This is a genomic window from Qipengyuania aestuarii (genome assembly GCF_019711535.1).
Taxonomy (GTDB): Bacteria; Pseudomonadota; Alphaproteobacteria; order Sphingomonadales; family Sphingomonadaceae; genus Qipengyuania; species Qipengyuania aestuarii.
Map to the genome: position 1 here is coordinate 676,513 of NZ_JAIGNP010000003.1, position 19,708 is coordinate 696,220.

At 59.3% G+C, this 19,708-nt stretch carries 22 protein-coding genes; 16 read left to right on the forward strand and 6 right to left on the reverse strand.

The genetic code is table 11. From position 1 onward, the window contains the following. The first annotated feature begins 8 nt into the window (after positions 1-8). On the forward strand, positions 9-242 hold the full coding sequence (locus K3175_RS13110; RefSeq protein WP_247710891.1) for a hypothetical protein: 234 nt from the start codon (positions 9-11) through the stop codon (positions 240-242). Positions 243-325: 83 nt separating this feature from the next. Here K3175_RS13110 and rpsI read toward each other — a convergent pair whose 3' ends face one another. The 3 genes from rpsI to K3175_RS13125 form a co-directional block, all read right to left on the reverse strand. Next, positions 326-850: a 30S ribosomal protein S9 gene (gene rpsI, locus K3175_RS13115; protein ID WP_247710892.1), complete on the reverse strand. Its 525-nt coding sequence runs from the start codon at positions 848-850 to the stop codon at positions 326-328. Continuing rightward, complete coding sequence (rplM, locus tag K3175_RS13120; RefSeq protein ID WP_221543811.1) at positions 850-1,329, reverse strand: 50S ribosomal protein L13; 480 nt, start codon at positions 1,327-1,329, stop codon at positions 850-852. The genes rpsI and rplM overlap by 1 nt, the downstream gene beginning before the upstream one ends. A gap of 233 nt (positions 1,330-1,562) precedes the next feature. Beyond that, positions 1,563-2,600 (reverse strand): COX15/CtaA family protein, encoded by a 1,038-nt coding sequence (locus K3175_RS13125; RefSeq protein ID WP_221543812.1) that lies wholly within the window; start codon positions 2,598-2,600, stop codon positions 1,563-1,565. A gap of 141 nt (positions 2,601-2,741) precedes the next feature. Here K3175_RS13125 and K3175_RS13130 point away from each other — a divergent pair, with 141 nt between their 5' ends. The 3 genes from K3175_RS13130 to K3175_RS13140 are packed head-to-tail and all read left to right on the forward strand — an operon-like array spanning position 2,742 to position 4,713. Further along, a complete protein-coding gene (locus tag K3175_RS13130; protein ID WP_221543813.1) occupies positions 2,742-3,146 on the forward strand; it encodes a MerC domain-containing protein in 405 nt (134 codons plus the stop codon). Between the two features lie 9 nt (positions 3,147-3,155). Next, positions 3,156-4,127: a sulfur carrier protein ThiS gene (gene thiS / locus K3175_RS13135; RefSeq protein ID WP_221543814.1), complete on the forward strand. Its 972-nt coding sequence runs from the start codon at positions 3,156-3,158 to the stop codon at positions 4,125-4,127. A 58-nt stretch (positions 4,128-4,185) separates the two neighbouring features. Further along, positions 4,186-4,713, forward strand: coding sequence for a hypothetical protein (locus tag K3175_RS13140; protein WP_221543816.1), 528 nt, complete (start codon positions 4,186-4,188; stop codon positions 4,711-4,713). Between the two features lies 1 nt (position 4,714). Here the strand turns inward: K3175_RS13140 and K3175_RS13145 are convergent, their stop codons facing one another. From K3175_RS13145 to K3175_RS13155, 3 genes are all read right to left on the reverse strand, one after another. After that, complete coding sequence (locus K3175_RS13145; protein ID WP_221544156.1) at positions 4,715-6,523, reverse strand: AMP-dependent synthetase/ligase; 1,809 nt, start codon at positions 6,521-6,523, stop codon at positions 4,715-4,717. A gap of 90 nt (positions 6,524-6,613) precedes the next feature. Next, positions 6,614-8,329, reverse strand: a complete 1,716-nt coding sequence (ggt, locus tag K3175_RS13150) for a gamma-glutamyltransferase (protein WP_221543817.1) — start codon at positions 8,327-8,329, stop codon at positions 6,614-6,616. Between the two features lie 9 nt (positions 8,330-8,338). Continuing rightward, complete coding sequence (locus tag K3175_RS13155; protein ID WP_221543819.1) at positions 8,339-9,367, reverse strand: quinone-dependent dihydroorotate dehydrogenase; 1,029 nt, start codon at positions 9,365-9,367, stop codon at positions 8,339-8,341. A 399-nt stretch (positions 9,368-9,766) separates the two neighbouring features. On the opposite strand from K3175_RS13155, the gene K3175_RS13160 reads away from it, so the two are divergent. The 12 genes from K3175_RS13160 to K3175_RS13215 all read left to right on the forward strand — a co-directional run bounded on the left by K3175_RS13160 (position 9,767) and on the right by K3175_RS13215 (position 19,665). Continuing rightward, positions 9,767-11,503, forward strand: coding sequence for a DUF885 domain-containing protein (locus tag K3175_RS13160; protein WP_247710893.1), 1,737 nt, complete (start codon positions 9,767-9,769; stop codon positions 11,501-11,503). Then, on the forward strand, positions 11,484-12,419 hold the full coding sequence (locus tag K3175_RS13165) for an AraC family transcriptional regulator (protein WP_221543823.1): 936 nt from the start codon (positions 11,484-11,486) through the stop codon (positions 12,417-12,419). The genes K3175_RS13160 and K3175_RS13165 overlap by 20 nt, the downstream gene beginning before the upstream one ends. Positions 12,420-12,519: 100 nt before the next feature. Next, a complete protein-coding gene (locus K3175_RS13170; protein WP_221543825.1) occupies positions 12,520-12,930 on the forward strand; it encodes an SUF system Fe-S cluster assembly regulator in 411 nt (136 codons plus the stop codon). Continuing rightward, positions 12,927-14,408 carry a Fe-S cluster assembly protein SufB gene (sufB, locus tag K3175_RS13175; RefSeq protein WP_221543826.1) on the forward strand — a complete coding sequence of 494 codons (1,482 nt, stop codon included), beginning with the start codon at positions 12,927-12,929 and terminating at the stop codon, positions 14,406-14,408. The genes K3175_RS13170 and sufB overlap by 4 nt, the downstream gene beginning before the upstream one ends. Further along, on the forward strand, positions 14,405-15,025 hold the full coding sequence (locus K3175_RS13180; RefSeq protein WP_221543828.1) for a hypothetical protein: 621 nt from the start codon (positions 14,405-14,407) through the stop codon (positions 15,023-15,025). The genes sufB and K3175_RS13180 overlap by 4 nt, the downstream gene beginning before the upstream one ends. A gap of 150 nt (positions 15,026-15,175) precedes the next feature. Then, on the forward strand, positions 15,176-15,700 hold the full coding sequence (locus K3175_RS13185; protein WP_221543830.1) for an endonuclease domain-containing protein: 525 nt from the start codon (positions 15,176-15,178) through the stop codon (positions 15,698-15,700). Next, positions 15,687-16,436, forward strand: a complete 750-nt coding sequence (gene sufC / locus K3175_RS13190) for a Fe-S cluster assembly ATPase SufC (RefSeq protein ID WP_221543831.1) — start codon at positions 15,687-15,689, stop codon at positions 16,434-16,436. Before K3175_RS13185 ends, sufC begins: the two co-directional genes overlap by 14 nt. Then, a complete protein-coding gene (locus K3175_RS13195; protein WP_221543833.1) occupies positions 16,433-16,825 on the forward strand; it encodes a hypothetical protein in 393 nt (130 codons plus the stop codon). Before sufC ends, K3175_RS13195 begins: the two co-directional genes overlap by 4 nt. After that, positions 16,822-17,577, forward strand: a complete 756-nt coding sequence (locus K3175_RS13200; RefSeq protein ID WP_221543835.1) for a SufD family Fe-S cluster assembly protein — start codon at positions 16,822-16,824, stop codon at positions 17,575-17,577. The genes K3175_RS13195 and K3175_RS13200 overlap by 4 nt, the downstream gene beginning before the upstream one ends. Then, positions 17,574-18,791 carry a cysteine desulfurase gene (locus K3175_RS13205; RefSeq protein WP_221543838.1) on the forward strand — a complete coding sequence of 406 codons (1,218 nt, stop codon included), beginning with the start codon at positions 17,574-17,576 and terminating at the stop codon, positions 18,789-18,791. The genes K3175_RS13200 and K3175_RS13205 overlap by 4 nt, the downstream gene beginning before the upstream one ends. Next, the gene (locus tag K3175_RS13210; protein WP_221543840.1) at positions 18,788-19,306 is read left to right on the forward strand and encodes an SUF system Fe-S cluster assembly protein; all 519 of its coding nucleotides are present in this window, start codon (positions 18,788-18,790) and stop codon (positions 19,304-19,306) included. The genes K3175_RS13205 and K3175_RS13210 overlap by 4 nt, the downstream gene beginning before the upstream one ends. After that, on the forward strand, positions 19,306-19,665 hold the full coding sequence (locus K3175_RS13215; protein WP_221543842.1) for a HesB/IscA family protein: 360 nt from the start codon (positions 19,306-19,308) through the stop codon (positions 19,663-19,665). Before K3175_RS13210 ends, K3175_RS13215 begins: the two co-directional genes overlap by 1 nt. The last annotated feature ends 43 nt before the right edge of the window (positions 19,666-19,708 follow it).

The following is a 19,708-nucleotide window of genomic DNA, read 5'->3' on the forward strand; positions in this document are numbered from 1 at the left end:
CAACTCTGTTGGGCGACAATCCAGCAAGAGTTCGAGGGAAAATCATGGAATTCTTCAAAGCCGTGCCGCTCGGCGCGCTTCTGTCATATGTCGTTTCGATTGTTGTGGGCACCCAAGGCTCGGATGGCGGCCCGCTCGCGATCTTTCGTGCCGAAATTTATCAATACGATGTCTGGTGGAGCTGGCCGATTTTCTTCGCTGCGACGGGACTGGCCTGGGGGCTGATGATCATCCAGCGATGACCCTAAGATAGGTCAACAAAAAAGGGCGGCTCTTCGGAGCCGCCCTTTTTCTATTTGTCCGGTTGCCCGGCTCTCGAGGTGAATTAACGCTTCGAGAATTGGAAGCTACGACGAGCCTTGGCACGGCCGTATTTCTTACGCTCAACCACGCGGCTGTCGCGGGTAAGGAAGCCGGCGGCCTTTACCGTCGAACGCAGAACCGGTTCGTACTTGGCGAGTGCCTGGCTGATGCCATGCTTTACCGCACCGGCCTGACCCGAAAGACCGCCGCCCTTGACGGTGGCGATCACGTCGTACTGACCCTGACGCTCGGTGATGGCGAAGGGCTGGTCGATCACGAGGCGCAGGGTCGGACGTGCGAAATACACTTCCTGATCTTTGCCGTTGACGGTGATCTTGCCGCTTCCGGGAACAAGCCAGACGCGTGCAGTTGCGTCCTTGCGGCGACCTGTCGCATAAGCGCGGCCCTGACCGTCCAGTTCCTGCTCGCGCAGGGGAACGTCGGCCATGGCAGCGATGTCCGCGCTGTCGCCCTGAGGTGCGTCGGCGGCAATGTCCTTCAGATCTGCGAGATCCGAGACGGTGTCGTTCTTGGTTTCGTCAGCCATTACGCAACAGCCTTGTTCTTGCGGTTCATCGAAGCGACGTCGAGCGTCTTGGGCTTCTGCCCGTCATGCGGATGCTCGGTGCCGTTGTAGAGGTGGAGAGCACGCATCTGCGCACGGCCCAGCGGACCACGCGGGATCATGCGCTGCACGGCCTTTTCGAGGACGCGCTCGGGGAAACGGCCGCCGAGCACCTTCGCAGGAGTCGTTTCCTTGATGCCGCCCGGGTGGCCGGTGTGCTTGTAATAGGTCTTGTCGTCCATCTTCTTGCCGGTGAACTTCACCTTGTCGGCATTGATGACGATAACATGGTCGCCGCAATCGACATGCGGGGTATAGCTCGGCTTGTGCTTGCCGCGCAGGTGATTGGCGATGATGACGGCGAGACGACCGACGACGAGATTTTCGGCGTCGATGATGTGCCAGTCCTTTTCGACCTCTGCCGGCTTGGCCGACTGGGTCAGTTTGGTGAGAGCCTTCATGGCTGATATGTCCGTTTGCTCGAGTTATCGTGCCTTGCATGGGGCACTAAACGATTGCGCGGCACCAAAAAGGGAACCGCTAAGCGCGCGCCAATTGACGGTCGAGGACCGATTCGTCAAGTATTTCTGCGGGTCTTGAGTGGGGTATAATAATACGCAGCCGCTTTTGGCGGGATGTCATTGCGAGGGTTGCGCAGTTTTCCTTCCGGTCGTCCAGCTGGGATGGCGGCTTGCTAAGCTGCCAGGCCGACACTCTGCCGACCAAGCGCATGGGCGCCCCACGCCACAGATGCTACCAGCAACGCCCCAACCAATTGGTGCAACACGGCCAGGTGAAAGTCGACGCCGCTCATCACGGTCGCGATGCCAAGCAGGATCTGGGTTCCGAAGGCCGCATGAATGGCTATCGATGCTTTTCGGGAAATGGGCTTCACCTTTCGCGCCATAAAGACAAGTGCGCCAACCGCGACCCATGCCCACCAGCGATGCATCCAATGAATGAGGAAGGGATCATGGGACATCGCCCAAAGGATTCCCTGTGACCGGTCGAATTCCGGGAAGAAGCGACCTTGCATCAAGGGCCAGCTATCGGATGCAAGACCGGCGTCCAAACCCGCCACCCAGGCGCCCAGCAAAAGCTGTATGAAGAGAATAAGACCAGTTGCGGTCGCGATCATCGTCAATTTCGCCGGCTGGGCGCTGCTCTTACCTAACCGCCGCAAGTCCAGCGCCGTCCAGATCAACCCGCCAAGCAGGATCAGGGCCGTACAGAGATGGATGGCCAAGCGGAAATGGCTGACGTCTGTACGGGTCTCAAGCCCGGAAGCGACCATCCACCAGCCGAAGCTGCCCTGAAGCGCCACGAGCGCCGCCAGCGCAAAAAGGCGCCAAAAATAACCCTGCGGTATCATGCGGCGAATGGCGAAGAACGCCAAGGGGACGACCAGTGCTAGCCCGATCAGCCGCCCGAGCTGGCGATGGATCCACTCCCACCAGTAAATCGACTTGAACGCAGCCAGATCCATGCCCGCCGGTCCATTGATCTGCGTGTATTCCGGGATACGCTGATACAGCTCGAACTCGGCTTGCCAGTCGGCCTGATTCAGTGGCGGCAAGGCACCGAGAAACGGCTTCCACTCTGTGATCGAAAGCCCGCTTTCGGTCAGCCGCGTGATACCGCCCACCGTGACGATGATGATGACCAGCAGGGCGACGCTGAAGAGCCAATTGGCCAGCAACAAAGGCCTGCTTCGTAGAGGGACGGTGTTCATGGTATGCCTGTTCGCTGCGCACGATGCGTTTCGCAAGTGCAAATGGAGCAAGCGACATAGCGACTGGGTCAAGCGACGAAAAGCCGCGCAATTGCTGACTGGACCTTGTAAGAAGAGACACTATCACATATCTAGCCTTGCATGTTGCAACGCGCTTTAAATCCGATTCGTCAACGGCTGGATCGTGTCGGCATCGGTCTTTCCGGTCTGTGCGCATTGCACTGCATTGCCAGTATCGCTCTCGTATCCGGTCTGGGTATCGGCGGAGAATTCCTGCTTTCTCCTGAAATCCATCGGGGGGGATTGCTGGTCGCCACCTTGATTGCTGGCGTTGCAATCGGATGGGGCGCCTTACGCCACCGGATGGCGATGCCCTTTGTTATCGCCATGACTGGATTGACCTTCATGGGCGCTGCCCTAGCCGTTCCGCATGGCTACAAGGAAGCGATACTGACCATTCTTGGCGTTGCCCTGGTATCATTGGGTCACATTCTGAATATGCGCCATTGCCATTCGGCCGCTTGCAAGGAGCGCTGCGGAGACTAAGTCGGAGCCATGATTGCCCTGACCGTAAATGGCGAAAGCCGCCGCACATCCGCCTCCACCATCGCTGAACTGGTTCGCGAACTCGAACTGGATCCAGCCAAAGTTGCCGTCGAACACAACGGAACGATCGCGCCGAGAAGCGAACTCCACGCCAAAAAGGTACAGGACGGAGACGCGCTTGAAATCGTTCACTTCGTGGGCGGCGGGCAAGACGATGACAGCTGGTCGGTAGCTGGTCATACCTTCAAGTCGCGCCTCATTGTCGGCACGGGCAAGTACAAGGATTTCGAACAAAACGCCGCTGCACTCGAGGCAAGCGGCGCGGAAATCGTCACGGTGGCCGTTCGCCGGGTCAATGTGAGCGATCCGAAGGCTCCAATGTTGACCGACTACATCGATCCGAAGAAAGTCACCTATCTTCCGAACACCGCTGGCTGCTTCAACGCCGAGGAGGCGATCCGCACGCTGCGGCTCGCGCGGGAGGCCGGCGGTTGGAATTTAGTAAAGCTCGAAGTTCTGGGAGAGGCGAAAACTCTCTATCCCGACATGCGCGAGACCTTGAAGGCGACCGAAGTCCTCGCAAATGAAGGCTTCCATCCCATGGTCTATTGCGTCGATGACCCTATCGCCGCGAAGCAGTTGGAAGATGCCGGCGCCGTCGCGGTAATGCCTCTGGGCGCCCCTATCGGCTCCGGACTGGGCATCCAGAACCAGGTAACGATCCGCCTGATCGTCGAAGGCGCCAAGGTGCCCGTACTCGTTGATGCAGGCGTAGGCACCGCGTCCGATGCAGCCGTGGCAATGGAACTTGGTTGTGACGGCGTGCTGATGAATACTGCCATCGCCGAAGCGAAGGATCCGCTCCGGATGGCCCGCGCGATGAAGCTGGCGGTAGCCGCTGGCCGTGATGCGTATCTGTCGGGCCGGATGGGACGCCGCAGATATGCGGACCCCAGCAGCCCGCTCGCTGGTCTCATCTGACTCCCACACAAAATTAACCATATTCGGCGAGACTCCGATTCGACGAAGGAGTCGAATCATGGCTGTTATCAATGCTGCATCGCTGACCATCGCCGAGATGCGCGAGTTTGCGGGCTTCACTGCTGCCGAGCAGCGTTACATTCGCCGTAGCCTGGATATCGGGCTTGGCCGAAATGACGCTTTTCGCGTTTGGGGCCGAAGCTCGGGGGAAACCGCCGCAATCCGAAGCCAGTATGTTGCCTATCAGGAACTCAAGACGCTGCGCGGCGCCATTCCGCACCAGTCCGGCTTCGACGGCATCGAGAGTTTTATCGGCAAGATCACCCGAGTAGCTGCCTTCGATCTTGCGCAGGAACGGCTCGATTGTTTTTCGGCGTTTCGCTTCCTGTACGAACGTCTACTCGGGGCCGAGGCGCGCCCGTGGTTGCCCAGCGCCTTCTGCGCTGCCGCAGCGCTCCCCCACATTCGCCCCGATCGGCGCAAAATGCTGTTGCAGTCATTGAGCGAAGCCGCGGCTACCGCACCGGGCTGGTCCGACCGGGCCCCAAGCTTCTATCCTGAATACATCGAAGAGGTGCCGGCCTAGCCTAGCTCCGATAAAGGCCCGCAAGTCGGTCGCCGTATCGCTCCTTGATTTTATGCCGGCGGATTTTCATCGAGGGCGTCATCTCTTCGTTCTCGATGCTGAAAGCTTCATCGGCAAAAGCAAATTGCCGCACCTTTTCGATCACTGACAGGTCCTTGTTGACCCGGTCCACCGCCTTGCGAACGGCGGCTCGAAATTCCGGATCATCCTGCAACGCTTTGAGGTCGAACTTCTTGCCTTGCTCGCCAGCCCACTCAAGGGCCCATTCGGCATCAGGCACTAGCAGGCCTACAATGTAGGGGCGCTTGTCTCCAGCAACCATGGCCTGCCCGATTTCCGGCTGGAGCGTGAGCATGCCTTCCAGCTTTTGAGGAGCGATATTATCGCCCTTGTCGTTGACGAGCATATCTTTCTTGCGATCGGTAATGACGATCCGGCCCTTCTCGTCGAGATGCCCGATATCGCCGGTGTGAAGCCATCCGTCCTTGATCGCGCGCGCGGTCTCGGCATCGTTCTGCCAGTAGCCGTGCATTACGAGCTCGCCGCGGCAGAGGATCTCTCCATCATCGGCAATCTTCACTTCGACTCCCCGCATGGCCGGTCCCACCGAATGCATTGCGATACCGGCCTTGGGGCGATTACATGCGACTACAGGACCGGCCTCGGTCTGCCCGTAGCCTTGCAGCATTGTCAGGCCCATCGATTCGAAGAATATCCCGACTTCCGGATTGAGCGGAGCCCCACCCGATACCATTGCCTTGATACGGCCGCCGAAGCGTTGACGGATCTTGGGTTTGAGCAGTTTTGAGACCAGGAAATCCTTGGCCCCATCGCCGAACTTCGCCCTTCCCTCGGCGCGTCGCTCGCCAACTTCGAGCGCCATGGTCATCAGCTTTTCGGCCATTCCGCCCTGCTTGGTGACCTGCTTCATGATGCGGGTACGCAGCACTTCGAAAAGTCGTGGCACCACTACCATGATCGTAGGCCGCGTCTCCTCAATATTGCTCGCCAGCTTTTCCAAGCCTTCGGAGTAAAAAATCTGTGCGCCCACACCGATCGGCAGATACTGGCCGCCGGTATGCTCATAGGCGTGGCTGGCGGGCAGGAAGGACAGGAAGCGCTCTTCATCGTCGATGCCGAAATCCTCCATCAGAATTTCGGCGGCACCCGCCACATTGCAGAGGATCGAGCCGTGATGCTGCATCACTCCCCGTGGCGCGCCGCCGGTGCCGCTGGTGTAGATGATGCACGCCGTATCACCGCGACCGACATTCGCCATGCGGTCCTCGACGGCCTTTCGCGCCGCTTCTGCATCTCCCTGAACCAGTCGGTCCCACTGGTGAAAGCTGAAACTACCCGATTGCTGGCGGTGCAGATTTTCGATCCCGATCACATGGTCGGCGATGCCTGTCACCTGCAACGCCCCGTGAAGAGGGCCGAGAAGTTTCTGCGAAGATACGATGACGGCCCGCGCTCCCGAATTATCGAGAATATGGACATGGTCCCGTTCGGTATTGGTCACGTAAGCGGGAACGGTGATGCACCCTGCCGCCATGATCGCAAGATCCGCAATGCACCATTCGGGCCGGTTTTCCGAAACGAGGCAGACCCGGTCGCCGGGCTTCAGGCCGAGCTCGCGGAGGCTTTCGGCCAATAGACATACCTGATCCGCAGCTTCTTTCCAGCTTATGGTCTGCCATTCCCCGTCGCATTTCGCGCCGAGAAAGCCGCGGTCGGGCCGCTCGGCAGCGCGTTTCAGGAATAGTTCGACGAGATTGTTTGCGGAGTCGATGTCCGACAGCACAGGCAGGCTCCTCACAGAATTATCTTTGTTGTGCGACCAACGACAGGCCGAGGCTTAAGCTCCCCACGCCGCTACGGCAAGGCATCAGGAGCCCTGTCAGGGCAAGTCCAGCTGGCCGTCCAGCCTCGGGTCACGGGCACTTTCCCAGCTGGCTCCCCGGCGAAGGATTGCACCGCCCTTGATGGGGGCGGCCCGGATCGTGATCTCGTCGTGTCCCAAAGCACGAAATTCATCCGCATGGTCCTGCAGCCAAGTTCCTTCTTCAAGAAGCACCTCGTCTCTGAATGCCATCAGAAACGGCAGTGCGAGTGCCTGACGGACACTCAGCTTGAAATCGATCGCTCCGATAATGGCGCGTGCCGTGGTCACGGGAATGGTGCTTCCCCCAGCCGCGCCTACAGCCATGAACGGCTGTCCGTCTGGATCGAAAACCACAGTCGGGGACATCGAACTGCGCGGGCGTTTGCCGCCTTCGACGCGATTGGCCACAAGGCGTCCGTCGACCTCGGGCATCCGACTGAAGTCGGTGAGCTCATTGTTGAGATAATAGCCGCCTGTCATCAACCCGGACCCGAAGGCGCCCTCTACGGTAGAGGTGTAGCTGACCATCGTGCCATTATTGTCGACAACCGCGATGTGGGACGTCCCATGCTCTTCCGGTTCATCTCCATCGGCCAGCGCTTGCGGCGCTCCGCGGGGCTTTCCTGGCTGCACGAGGCCAAGCGTGCTGTCGGCAGAGATCAGGGCGCTACGCTGGGCAAGATAGTCATGGTCGAGAAGCCCTTCGACCGGCACGCTTACGTAATCGCTGTCGGCGAGGTATAATTCCCGATCGGCATAGGCGAGCCGCTGCGATTCCAGAAAGAGGTGCCAGGTGAGAGGATTGTGCCGACCGAGCGCGGCCAAATCGAAGCGCTCGAGCTGGCCTAGGATCTGCTGCACGGCAACGCCGCCCGATGTCGGTGGTCCCATGGAACAGATCCGGTAAGCGCGGTATGAGGTGCAGACCGCATCGCGCTCTTTGGCCCGATAGGTTGCGACATCCTGTACGCTCATGGCGCCCGGCCGGGGAGTTTGCGCAGCGACGGTAGCCGCCAATGCGACTGCGTTTGGCCCGGTATAAAACGCTTCAGGCCCTTTTGTGGCAATCGCTTCCAGCGTGCGCGCAAGCTTTTCGTTCTGAACCCGCGTCCCGACTTTCAGCGGTTCTCCGGCAGCGTCAAAGAAAAGGTCGCGGCCCTCTTGGCTGTGGGCCGCCCGCGTTTTGGAACTGGTCAGCGATGTGTTCATGCGCGGATTGATGACCCAGCCTTCGCGCGCAAGGCGGATGGCAGGTTCAAACAGGGTCGCCCAGTCGAGTGAGCCATGTTCCGCATGCGCCTTTGCAGCCAGCGCAATGTTGCCGGGCACGCCAACGCTCAAACCGCTCAGGACCGAATCCATGAATGGCGGAACTTGGCCTTTGCCATCGAGAAACCAGTCCGGAGTAGCACCCGATGGCGCCGTTTCCCGCCCGTCGAACGTGGTTACACTTCCATCCGCTTCACCGCGCACCATGAGCCCGCCGCCGCCGATGCCCGAGCTTTGCGGCTCCACCACGCCGAGCGCCAACATCACTGCGATGGCGGCATCGGTCGCGCTCCCCCCCTTGGCCAACATCTCCTCGCCGGCCTCCTGCGCGCGCGGATCGGCGGCGCTTACCCAGCCATAATGCTGCGCATCGATGAGGACCGGAGGTCCGTAATCGGGAGTGGAAGTGGCGCAGGCCGCAAGGCCGAGCGTGGCGAGTGGTAGAGAAAAGAACCGAAGCATGCAGCGTGGTTATTCGCTTCCCACCGCCTCCGCAATCGAGGAAAAGCCGTCGCGCTGCATCAGGTCCGACAGACCGCGTGTGATGCGGCGCGGCAAGCCCGGCCCCTCGTAGACCATGGCGCTGTAGAGTTGCACGAGGCTCGCGCCTGCCCGTATCCGGCTCCAGGCATCCGCTGCCGATGCGATTCCGCCGACTCCGACGAGCGGCATGCTTCCGCCCGTGGCGGCTCGAAAATCGCGAATGCGTTGAAGTGCCAGGTCCTTGAGCGGCGCACCGGAAAGCCCCCCGGTCTCATCCGCATGGGAAGAGGCCAATGGCGGGCGACTGATTGTTGTGTTCGAAACGATCAGAGCCCCGAGTTTCTTGTCGGCAGCAATGCGCGCGATCGCATCGATATCCGCTGGCGCAAGATCGGGGGCCACCTTCAGGAAAACTGGCGGACCTTTTTCACCTCTCGCGGCAAATACTGCATCGAGTAAGCCGATCAATGCGCCTTCGTCCTGGAGCGCGCGGAGGCCCGGTGTATTCGGGCTGGAAATATTCACGGCGAGATAGGTCGCCAGCGGTGCCATGATGCGCGCCATTTCAGCGTAGTCCGCGATCCTGTCCGGACTGTCCTTGTTGGCGCCGATATTGATCCCGACCACGCCCGGTCTTTCTGCGCGTGCTGCCAGCCGTCTGGCGGCGCTTTCCGCCCCGCGATTGTTAAACCCCATGCGGTTGATGACGGCGCGATCCTCGACCAGCCGAAAAAGGCGCGGCTGCGGATTGCCCTGCTGCGGTCGGGGAGTAATCGAGCCGACTTCGACGGAGCCGAATCCAAGACCAAGCAATTGGTCAGGGACCTCACCATCCTTATCGAAGCCGGCTGCCATGCCGAGGGGATTGGGAAACTCTATTCCCGCGACTTCAATCGCGAGACCTTGCGGGTGGCGTCCGGGCGCCACCGGAAGGGTTTTCAGTGCCTTTACCGTCAGGCGATGCGCGCGTTCGGGATCGAGGGCGAAAAGTAAAGGACGGATGAGATCGAAGAGCATTACCGCCCTATGGCGGACAGCCCTTAAGGTGTCGATAAGACGAGCGCATTCACGACATGGGAATAGTATAATTCCGCCAACTTCATGAGGTGCGCAACTCAATGTCGTGTCTTTACAATATTGAGAGCGTAAATTGCGCTACCTCGAATCTTGCGACCCGAAGGGCTCGAAGCACACATGCAAAGAGCTCTCAACTTTTAAGGGCGGTCCTGACGGGCCGTCCTTTTTTTGGCTCATCGCGATTTCGGACGATCCGACTGGATACGTCCACTGTTTACTGTTGCGACCTGGCATGCTTGACACTCCGCTCGATAAAACGAGGGGATTACAAAAATGATGCATTCCGCCCGCTTCTGGCTTGCCGGCGTCTCAATTCTGAGCTTGCCAGCTTGCACAACAATGGAAAATTCCGCGCCCATCGCATCTGCCGAGGTAGTGCAGGCTTCCGATAGCGAAGCACTGGCGGATCTGTTCGACGAATATGATAAGGCGTCGCTTGCCCTCTCCCCGCTTTCCAAATCCTACCGCGGCATTCGCGATGAGGATTATGCGAGGTGGGGTGACCTGTCGAGCGCTGCCGATCGGCGGAGCGAGGCCTTGCTGCAGTCCACCGCTGCGAAAATGCGTCAGAACTTCGATCCGGATCGTCTGTCGCGTGAAGATGCGTTGAGCTTCCGTCTTTTCGATGCCATGGCGAAGCGCAGTGCAGCGCTGTATCCCTTCCGCGACTATGGCTATATTTTCGACCAGATGAATGGCGCTCAGAGCCAGTTGCCGGCTTTCCTGATCAATATCCACCGCGTGACCGACGAGACGGATGCCCAGGCCTATGTTAGCCGCATCGAAGGTCTGGGGCCCGCGATAGACACGCTGGTGGCGGAGTCTAAAGAACGGGCTGCCAACGGGATCATGCCGCCGGACTGGGTCTATCCCTATGTTATCTCGGACATCGAAAATCTTCTCGCTGCTGGCAATGATAATGCAATTCTCGAAGATTATCGGGATAAGGCCGCCACGATCGATGGGGATGCGGTAGCCGAAGGGGCAGCCGAACGAGCATGGGAGAATAGTGCGCGTCCCGCTTACGAGCGGCTATTAGCTGAAATGAAGCGCCAGCAGGCGATCGCCCCTGCTCAAGATGGCATCTGGCGCTTTCCGCAGGGGGCCGGTTACTACGCTGCACTGCTTCGCAATTACACTACCACCGATCTGACAGCCGATGAAATTCACCAGATCGGTTTGCGTGAAGTTGCGCGCATTCATGGCGAGATGCGCGACATCATGGCCGAGGTCGGCTTCGAGGGGTCGCTGCAGGAGTTCTTCGACTATACCCGCACCAACGATCGCTTCTTCTACGAAACACGCGAAGCCTATCTCGCCGACGCGGAGGACAAGCTGGAAGCGATGGAAGCGAAATTACCTGATTTTTTTGCCACGCTGCCTTCCGATCCGCTGGTCATAAAGCCGGTCGAGGCATTTCGCGAACAGAGCGCAGGCAAGGCTTTTTACCAGCGGCCTGCGCCCGATGGGTCACGCCCGGGCACCTATTACGTCAACCTGTATAATCTCAAGGACATGAGCAAAAACGAGCTCGAGGCTCTCGCTTATCATGAGGGGCTTCCGGGCCATCATCTCCAGCTCTCCATCCAGACCCAGCTGGGCGAGGTCCCGCCCTTCAGGCGTTTTGGCGGGGTAACCGCTTATAGCGAAGGCTGGGGCCTCTATTCCGAAGAGCTTGGCAAAGATATGGGTTTCTACACCGACCCGTATTCCGATTTCGGGCGCCTCGGGATGGAGCTGTGGCGCGCCTGTCGCTTGGTGGTGGATACAGGCATGCATCACAAGCGTTGGAGCCGGGAAGAAGCTATCAGATATCTCACGGAAAACACGCCGAACCCCGATGGTGACATTCGCAAGGCGATCGAGCGCTATCTTGTCTATCCCGGCCAGGCCACAGCCTACATGATCGGCAAGCTCAAGATCATGGAACTACGCGACCGAGCCCGACAGGAGCGGGGCGAGCAATTCGACATTCGCGCATTTCACGACGTGATCCTCACCAATGGACCCGTGCCCTTGTCGATCATGGAAGAAAACGTGGATCGCTGGATCGCCGATGAAAAGCGCGGTTCGTGATCCTGAGATGACCAAATCGGGGGAGATTGGCCAGGCATATGCCTTTGAATGGTTGGAGGCTGCCCCGGATCTCGCCCCTTATCTCAATTCTTTCTACATTCTGCGTGTTGGCGCCGAGAGGGTGGCGGACACCATGCCCGCTTACTCTGGTCAATTGATGATCACTCTTCGGGGTGAAGCCAGCATGACATTTGAAGCCGGAAGGACTATATCCGCCGGTGCTGCCGGCTTCATGTGCCCGCTTACCCGGGCGCATCAGTTCGAACTTTCACCCGGCACGATAATCGTAGGCGCCTCGCTCAACTTTCGGGGTTGGGCGTCGCTCACCCGGTTGGCTGTCGACGAAAATCAGGACTGTTACCTTCCGGTCGAGAGGGGTCTCCCATTACCGTTGGTTTGTCTTGCTGAAGAGCTGCCCGAGCGCTTTGCGCGCGAAGAAGTGACCGAGCGCGAGGCTCTGGAGGTTCTTGTGGAGGTCGTGCGCTCTGGAATTTCTCCCCTGCCGATGCGCCACAGCCAGGTAATCGACACGACGCTGGAGTGGATATCCTCTTCCCTCAAACCGGACATCGCGATCTTGCGGGAGCGGCTTTGTTATTCTGAAAGGCAGATGCAGCGCCTGGTGGCACGATTTTTCGGCCAACCGCCCGTGCGCCTTATCAGGCGCTATCGCGCAATCCGATCGGCAACCCTGCTTTCCATGCCCGATCTTTCGGCTGCCTTGGAACAGGAGGTGTTCGATGCGTTTTACGATCAAGCGCATATGATCAAGGAGATCCGCCATTTTACAGGCCGAACCCCAAAGCGCCTGCAACCCAGGGCGGCATCGATAATAACCGAAACCTTGGCTGAACCAGGGTATGGCTCGGTGGACCTGTTCGGCGGACATGAGCAGATCCGCCGGAAAAAATCTTAAGCCGCAGAGATGCTAACGACTCGCAACTGGCGGTTTTCCGTTGAAAATCGCGTGTTCCGCTCATAGCTGACTAATCGGAACGATATTGTCCGATTAAACCATGCGCCTTTCTAACCTAGCAGATTACGCTGTCGTCACGATGAGCCAGGCTGCCCGCCATTGCGGTGGGGCGCGGGTCAGTGCGTCGGATCTGGCGGCGGAAACCGGCCTTCCCGTACCGACGGTGCAAAAGCTTGTCAGCAAGCTGACAGCGGCAGGATTGCTCCGGTCCGTTCGCGGTGCCGGTGGTGGTTTGCAGCTGGCCCGGCCAGCGGCAGCGATAACGCTGGCCGATATCGTCGAAGCAGTCGAAGGACCGATCGCGCTGACTGCATGCGTCGACGGCGGTGATTGCACTGTCGAACATGACTGCCGGGTCAGGCCGCATTGGCCAATGGTGAACAAAGCGCTGCGGGGCGCACTGGCGAATATCTCGCTGGTGCAGCTTTCGCAGGAAAAGGAACTCGCGTGAACGAGCAAGTGGATATCCAGGATCGTGAAGCCAGGGAAGCTGCCGCCAAGGCTGCCGAATACGAGCATGGCTGGTCATCGGACATCGAAACCGAATTTGCCGAGAAGGGGCTGACCGAAGACACGGTACGCTTCATATCGGCGAAGAAGAACGAGCCCCAATGGATGCTCGATTGGCGTTTGAAGGCGTTTCGCCTGTGGCAGGATATGGAAGAGCCGGATTGGGCCAAGCTCGGCTATCCGGAAATCGACTACCAGAACGCCTATTATTATGCTGCGCCGAAGAAGAAGGCGGAGCTGGAATCGCTCGATGAACTCGATCCCGAGATCAAGCGCGTTTACGACAAGCTTGGCATTCCGCTCGGGGAGCAGGAGGTGCTGGCGGGCGTCAAAGGCGCACGAAAAGTGGCCGTCGACGCCGTATTTGACAGCGTCAGCGTGGCGACCAGCTTCCGCGAGGAGCTGAAGCGCGCAGGCGTCATCTTCCTGTCCATCAGCGAGGCGATCCGAGAATATCCCGAATTGGTGAAGAAATGGCTCGGCAAGGTCGTGCCGCAAAAGGACAATTTTTTCGCCACGCTGAACTGCGCTGTCTTTTCGGACGGCACCTTCGTTTACATTCCTGAAGGCGTGCGCTGCCCGATGGAACTGAGCACATATTTCCGCATCAATGCGGAAAACACGGGCCAGTTCGAACGCACGCTGATCGTTGCCGAAAAAGGCAGTTATGTCAGCTATCTCGAAGGCTGCACCGCGCCGATGCGCGATGAAAACCAGCTCCACGCTGCCGTGGTGGAACTGGTCGCGATGGAAGACGCCGAAATCAAGTATTCCACCGTCCAGAACTGGTATCCGGGGGACGAGAACGGCAAGGGCGGAATCTACAATTTCGTCACTAAACGCGCCCTGTGCCAGGGTGCGCGCAGCAAGGTCAGCTGGACGCAGGTCGAAACCGGTAGCGCGGTGACGTGGAAGTACCCCTCCTGCGTGCTCAACGGCGAAGACAGCGTGGGCGAATTTTATTCGGTTGCGGTTACAAATAACTACCAGCAGGCCGATACGGGAACCAAAATGATTCACAACGGCAAGGGCAGCCGCTCGACGATCATCTCAAAGGGTATCTCGGCGGGCAAATCCAACAACACCTATCGCGGCCTCGTCCGCGTGGCGGCCAATGCCGACGGCGTGCGCAACCGCACCGAGTGTGACAGCCTGCTGATCGGAGATGCATGCGGCGCGCATACCGTGCCCTATATCGAGGTCAAAAACCCCGGCGCTCAGATCGAGCATGAAGCCACAACCAGCAAGATCAGCGACGACCAGCTTTTCTATTCCATGCAGCGCGGCTTAGACGAGGAAGAGGCGATGGCACTGATCGTTAACGGATTTGCGAAAGATGTGTTAAAAGAGTTGCCGATGGAGTTTGCGGTAGAAGCCCAAAAACTTCTGGCTATTTCTCTTGAAGGGAGTGTTGGATGATGAACTTCACTATATTCAGAAAGTCGGCAACCGTTCTAGTGATGGCGTTAGGGGGTGCATTTGGTGGTGTTACTCCAGCTTTTGCATCTACTTCTAGTATAGAAGCTGCCAGTATCCCATTCGCGCTCGGTTATGGCGCGTGCATTTACTCTAATGCCAGCGAGGGAGCGGAAGTGAACTGCCAATCCGAGAGACAGGCTATTTTGGCGGAGGCAGATCTCGTGCTTTCTCGTTTTCATCCCGGAGAGAAAGTTTTCGCTTATCGTAGCCTTCAAGCTCTCTTTGATGACATGGACGAGCAGGCTTCGGATCTGCGGCGTGAAAATAAACCAGTGGGACCTGAAGTTATTACATTCATGAAATGTACGTCGGCCGCCATGCGAGGCAGTAACGACTTTCAGCGTGGCGTTGCGGTTGATGGGAGCGGGGCGTTCCAACAGTGCCGAGATATATATGACAGTTATCTCGCGCTCGAACGTGGAAGCAGTACAGTGCAACGCAATGTGAATTATATGCGTTACGTGAAGTCCATTTTGCCTTCTGGCCGAACTGGGATCTATTCCAATCAGCAAATCAATCACGACGGTCTTCTGATCGAACGCGGTCCCCGCGACTGAGAAAGATTCAATATTGTTTAAGTATCATTCAGGCGAAGCCGTGAGATCGCCCATCATTGGCTTCGCTATGAACCCTCTGCCAAAACTGTCGGGTCAGTCCGTCGTCGAAGCGCAGAAGATGCTGGCGGTAAAGCCTGAGACGAGTGTTTGATGACCGAACGAAAGACCCTCCAGCTTCGCGATCCTAGCGAAACTGCTGACACCGCGCCCACCATCAAGAAGAAGGGCCGTGGCTGGGAAATTTCCGAAAAACGGCTCGATGCGCTCCACGAACAGGCGCGCGAATTGCGGCGGTATTCGACCGACGCGCACAAGGCGCTCGCCGAGAAATTCGCCACTGCTAATATGGGGCGTTACGCCTTCAAGCGGCATGCCGTGGTTGGCAGCGCCATCGTGGACTTCAACTGCCACAACCTCGGCATGGCGATCATGATCGACGAGCCCGGCCAGGACGATGCGCTGGCAAAGCGTCGCGACAAGAGCCTTGAGGCGGTCGGCATCCGCGTCATGCGCATCGCTGCCAAAGACATTCTCGAGAACATGGACGCCGTCCTCGAACGTATCACCCTCGGCATGCGCAGCCGCATCGCCGACAAGCAGCAGGCCCGCCGCGAGCATCAGCGCAACAGTGCGCCGCGGCCCCGCTATTCCAGGAACGATAATGCTGAAAATTGAAAACCTTTCTGCCGAAATTGACGGCAAGCAGATCTTGAACGGGCTGACCCTCGAAGTCGCCAAGGGCGAAGTGCACGCGATCATGGGCCCTAATGGTGCAGGCAAGTCGACGCTCGCTTATGTGCTGGGCGGGCGGCCCGGCTATGAGGTGACCGGTGGCTCGGTCAGCTTCGATGGCAAGGATTTGCTAGACATGGAGCCGCATGAACGCGCCGCTGCTGGCCTTTTCCTCGGCTTCCAGTATCCGGTCGAAATCCCTGGCGTCTCCAACGTCCAGTTCCTGCGCGAGGCCTTGAATTCGCAGCGCAAGCAGCGCGGCGACGAGCCTCTAACCGGAGGTGAATTTCTCAAGCTCGCCAAGGAAAAGGCTGGCTTGCTCAAGCTCGACATGGACATGCTCAAGCGCAATGTGAACGTCGGCTTTTCGGGCGGCGAGAAGAAGCGCGCCGAGATGGTCCAGATGGGCATCCTCGACCCGAGCTTCGCAGTTCTGGACGAGACCGACAGCGGCTTGGATATCGACGCGCTGCGCGTGGTGGGCGAAGGCATCAACGCCATCATGCGTTCGCCCGACAAGGCTGCGCTGCTGATCACGCATTATCAGCGCCTGCTGGAAGTGGTGAAGCCCGACAGGGTTTCGATCCTGGCTCAGGGCCGGATCGTGAAGACCGGCGGGGCCGAACTGGCCGAGCAGCTGGAAAACGAAGGCTATGACGCCGTGATGGAGGCTGCATGATGCTCGCCGCACTGACATTGATCCTGGCCCAAGCCGCCGCACCTGCCGCCACCGCGCCGAGCGAGGATGCGATCGCCGAGCAGGTGGTCGAGATCAACCGGACGCTCGATAAATGGAAGGGCGGCGTCTACAAGAAAGATGACGGCAAGCTGACCTGCCGGGTGGAGCAAAGCTCGGGCGACCAGGCGGTCGATCTTTTGCGCTGCGGTGCCATGGTCGGCTGTTATACGCCGCGCGTTGCAGAACTCGATGCAATTGCGGGGGCCGACGCACCCGAAGCCGATCGCAGGAAACAGATGCAGGACATCATGGACGAGGTCCAGCCGTGCATCGAAGATGCCCACCAGCTCGGCGTCCGCCGCATCGCGACAGTGAGAGCGGCAAAGTGAGCGGGACGCTCGACCTTCCAACCCGCAAGCACGAAGCCTGGCGCTATTCGGCAGTCGACAAGCTGCGCGCTGGCGATCTTGGCAAATGGCGCCAGATCGATGTGGCATCAGGCGATAATGCGCGAGAGCTTCTGGTCATAAGTGACGAGAATGCCGGCGAAACCGAAGTCGTGCAGCTGCGGGTCAATATCGCTGACGATGCGCGGTTCGAACTGTTTGGCGTCATTGCTTCGGGCGAATTCTCTCGCGTCGAAGTCGAGGTGACCATGGGCCGAGGCGCGCATTTCGAAATGGGCGGTATCACGGTTGGCGGCCGCAACACGGTTCGTGAATTCGTGACCCGGGTGAACCATGCCGAGCCGGAGGCGACATCGAACCAGACCGTCCGCAGCGTTCACTGGGGTGCAGGCACGGGCAATTTCCTCGGCGCGATCGATGTTGCCCGGCACGCGCAGAAGACCGATGCTGCGCAGGACTTCAAGGGATTGCTGCTCGAAAAGGGCGCCAGCGTAAATGCGGTGCCCCAGCTGGAAATTTTCGCCGACGATGTGAAATGCGCCCACGGCGCCACTGTCGGCCAGCTCGATGAAACCGCGCGTTTCTATATGGCAGCGCGAGGCCTTTCACCGGATCTGGCGCGCCGGCTGCTGGTGCAGGCCTTCATCGGCGACGCGCTGGTCGGCCTCGATGATGAAGAAGCGCATGAGAAGCTGCTGGGCACGGCGCTCGACAAGCTGGACAAGCATTTGTGACGGAAACAGCCACTCTGACCCGCAAAGCAGACTTTCCCGGCCTCGTGACCGATTCCGGCGAGGTCTGGCATTATCTGGACACCGCCGCTTCGGCGCAGAAGCCGCAAGCTGTCGTTGCCGCCATGGCCAATGCGCTGGGCCGCGATTACGCGACAGTTCACCGGGGCGTGTACGGGCGCTCTGCCCAGATGACGCTGGGCTATGAGGCGGCGCGCAGGCGGGTTGCGCAGTTCATCGGCGCCCAGACGGAAGAAGAAATCGTGTTCGTCCGCGGCGCGACCGAAGCGATCAATCTGGTTGCCGCCACTTGGGGGATGACGCGGATCGGCGAAGGTGACCGCATCGTCCTGTCCCAGCTGGAACATCATTCGAATATCGTTCCTTGGCAAATGCTTGCGGAAAGAACCGGAGCCGAAATCGAGGTTTGCCCGCTGACGGCAGATGGCCGGATCGATCTTGGCGCGCTGGAAGCCATGCTGACGCCGCGCACCAAAATGGTGGCTCTGGCGCACGTCTCCAACGTTCTGGGTTCGGTTCTGGAGGCCCGCCAAGCGGCCGATCTGGCGCACTCGGTCGGCGCGAAGATCCTGCTCGACGGCTGCCAGGCCGCGCCGCGCATGGCGCTCGACATGGCGGCGCTGGACTGCGATTTCTACGCATTTTCGGGGCACAAGCTTTACGGGCCGACCGGTATCGGCGTGCTCTGGGCGCGCGAAGAACTGCTTGAAACAATGCCTCCCTATCAGGGCGGCGGCGCGATGATCGACAAGGTTGCTTTCGGCGGCACGACCTACGCCCCCCCGCCGCAGCGTTTCGAGGCCGGCACGCCGATGATTACGGAGGCGATCGCGCTCCATGCAGCGATCGATTACGTCGACGCGCTTGGCCCCGATCGCTTGTTCGAGCATGAGGCCGGCCTTGCCCGCCAGTTGCGGGACGAGTTGCGCAAGCTCAATGCGGTGACCCTGTTCGGCCCTGATGAAAGCGCCGGAATCGTATCTTTCGCGCTCGATGGGGTTCATCCGCACGATTTGGGCACCATATTGGACGAAGAAAATGTCGCGATCCGCGCGGGTCATCATTGTGCGCAGCCCTTGATGGAGCAGCTCGGCGTTCCCGCCACAGCCCGGGCCAGCTTCGGCCTCTATAGCGACGAGAGCGATATTGACGCGCTGCTGCGCGGAATTGAAAGGACCCGGAGGATCTTCGGATGAACAAGCCCATCGCATCTACAAAAAACGACGAACAGGATTTTATCGCAGCACCGTCGCCTGCCGACACCGTCGTCGGGAAACCTCCCCGCGCGCGCGTGTCCGATGCGGTGGATCCGGAGGAAACGGCAGTCGAAAAGCTGGGGCGCAAGCGAGATTATCTCGAAGGCTTTCTCCAGAAGAAGCCCGAGCCGGATAGCGCGACTGGCACCGGCGGCAAGCTCCAGCAGGACGTCATCTCGGCGTTGAAGGAGATTTACGATCCGGAAATCCCTGTAAATATTTACGATCTCGGCCTTATTTACGGCGTTGAGGTCGATGATGAATGCGATGTCACGGTTATAATGACGCTGACGACGCCCAATTGCCCGGTGGCGGAATCGATGCCGGGTGAAGTCGAATTGCGCGCGGCCAGCGTGCCCGGCGTCCGTGATGCCGAGGTCAATCTGGTCTGGGATCCGCCATGGTCACCGGAAAAGATGTCGGACGAAGCGCGTCTCGAACTGGGGATGCTGTGATGGTCGATACTGCAACCCGCCCTGCCCCGAAGGCTGCTGTCATCCTCACCGAACGTGCGGAAGCGCGCATCGCCGAACTGATGGCAAGGGCGCCCAATGATGCGGTCGGCGTCAAGCTGTCTACTCCGCGTCGCGGCTGCTCTGGCCTGGCCTACTCCGTCGATTATGTGACCGAGGAAGTCAAGTTCGACGAGAAGATCGAGACGCCCGGCGGTATTTTCTACATCGACGGGGCCAGCGTGCTCTATCTGGTGGGAAGCACGATGGACTGGGTTGAGGACGATTTCTCAGCCGGCTTCGTCTTCGAGAACCCGAACGCCAAGGGCGCGTGTGGCTGCGGCGAAAGCTTCATGGTCTGAGCGCCCGCTAACTGAAGGCGTGCTATCATCGTCGATCAGCGGT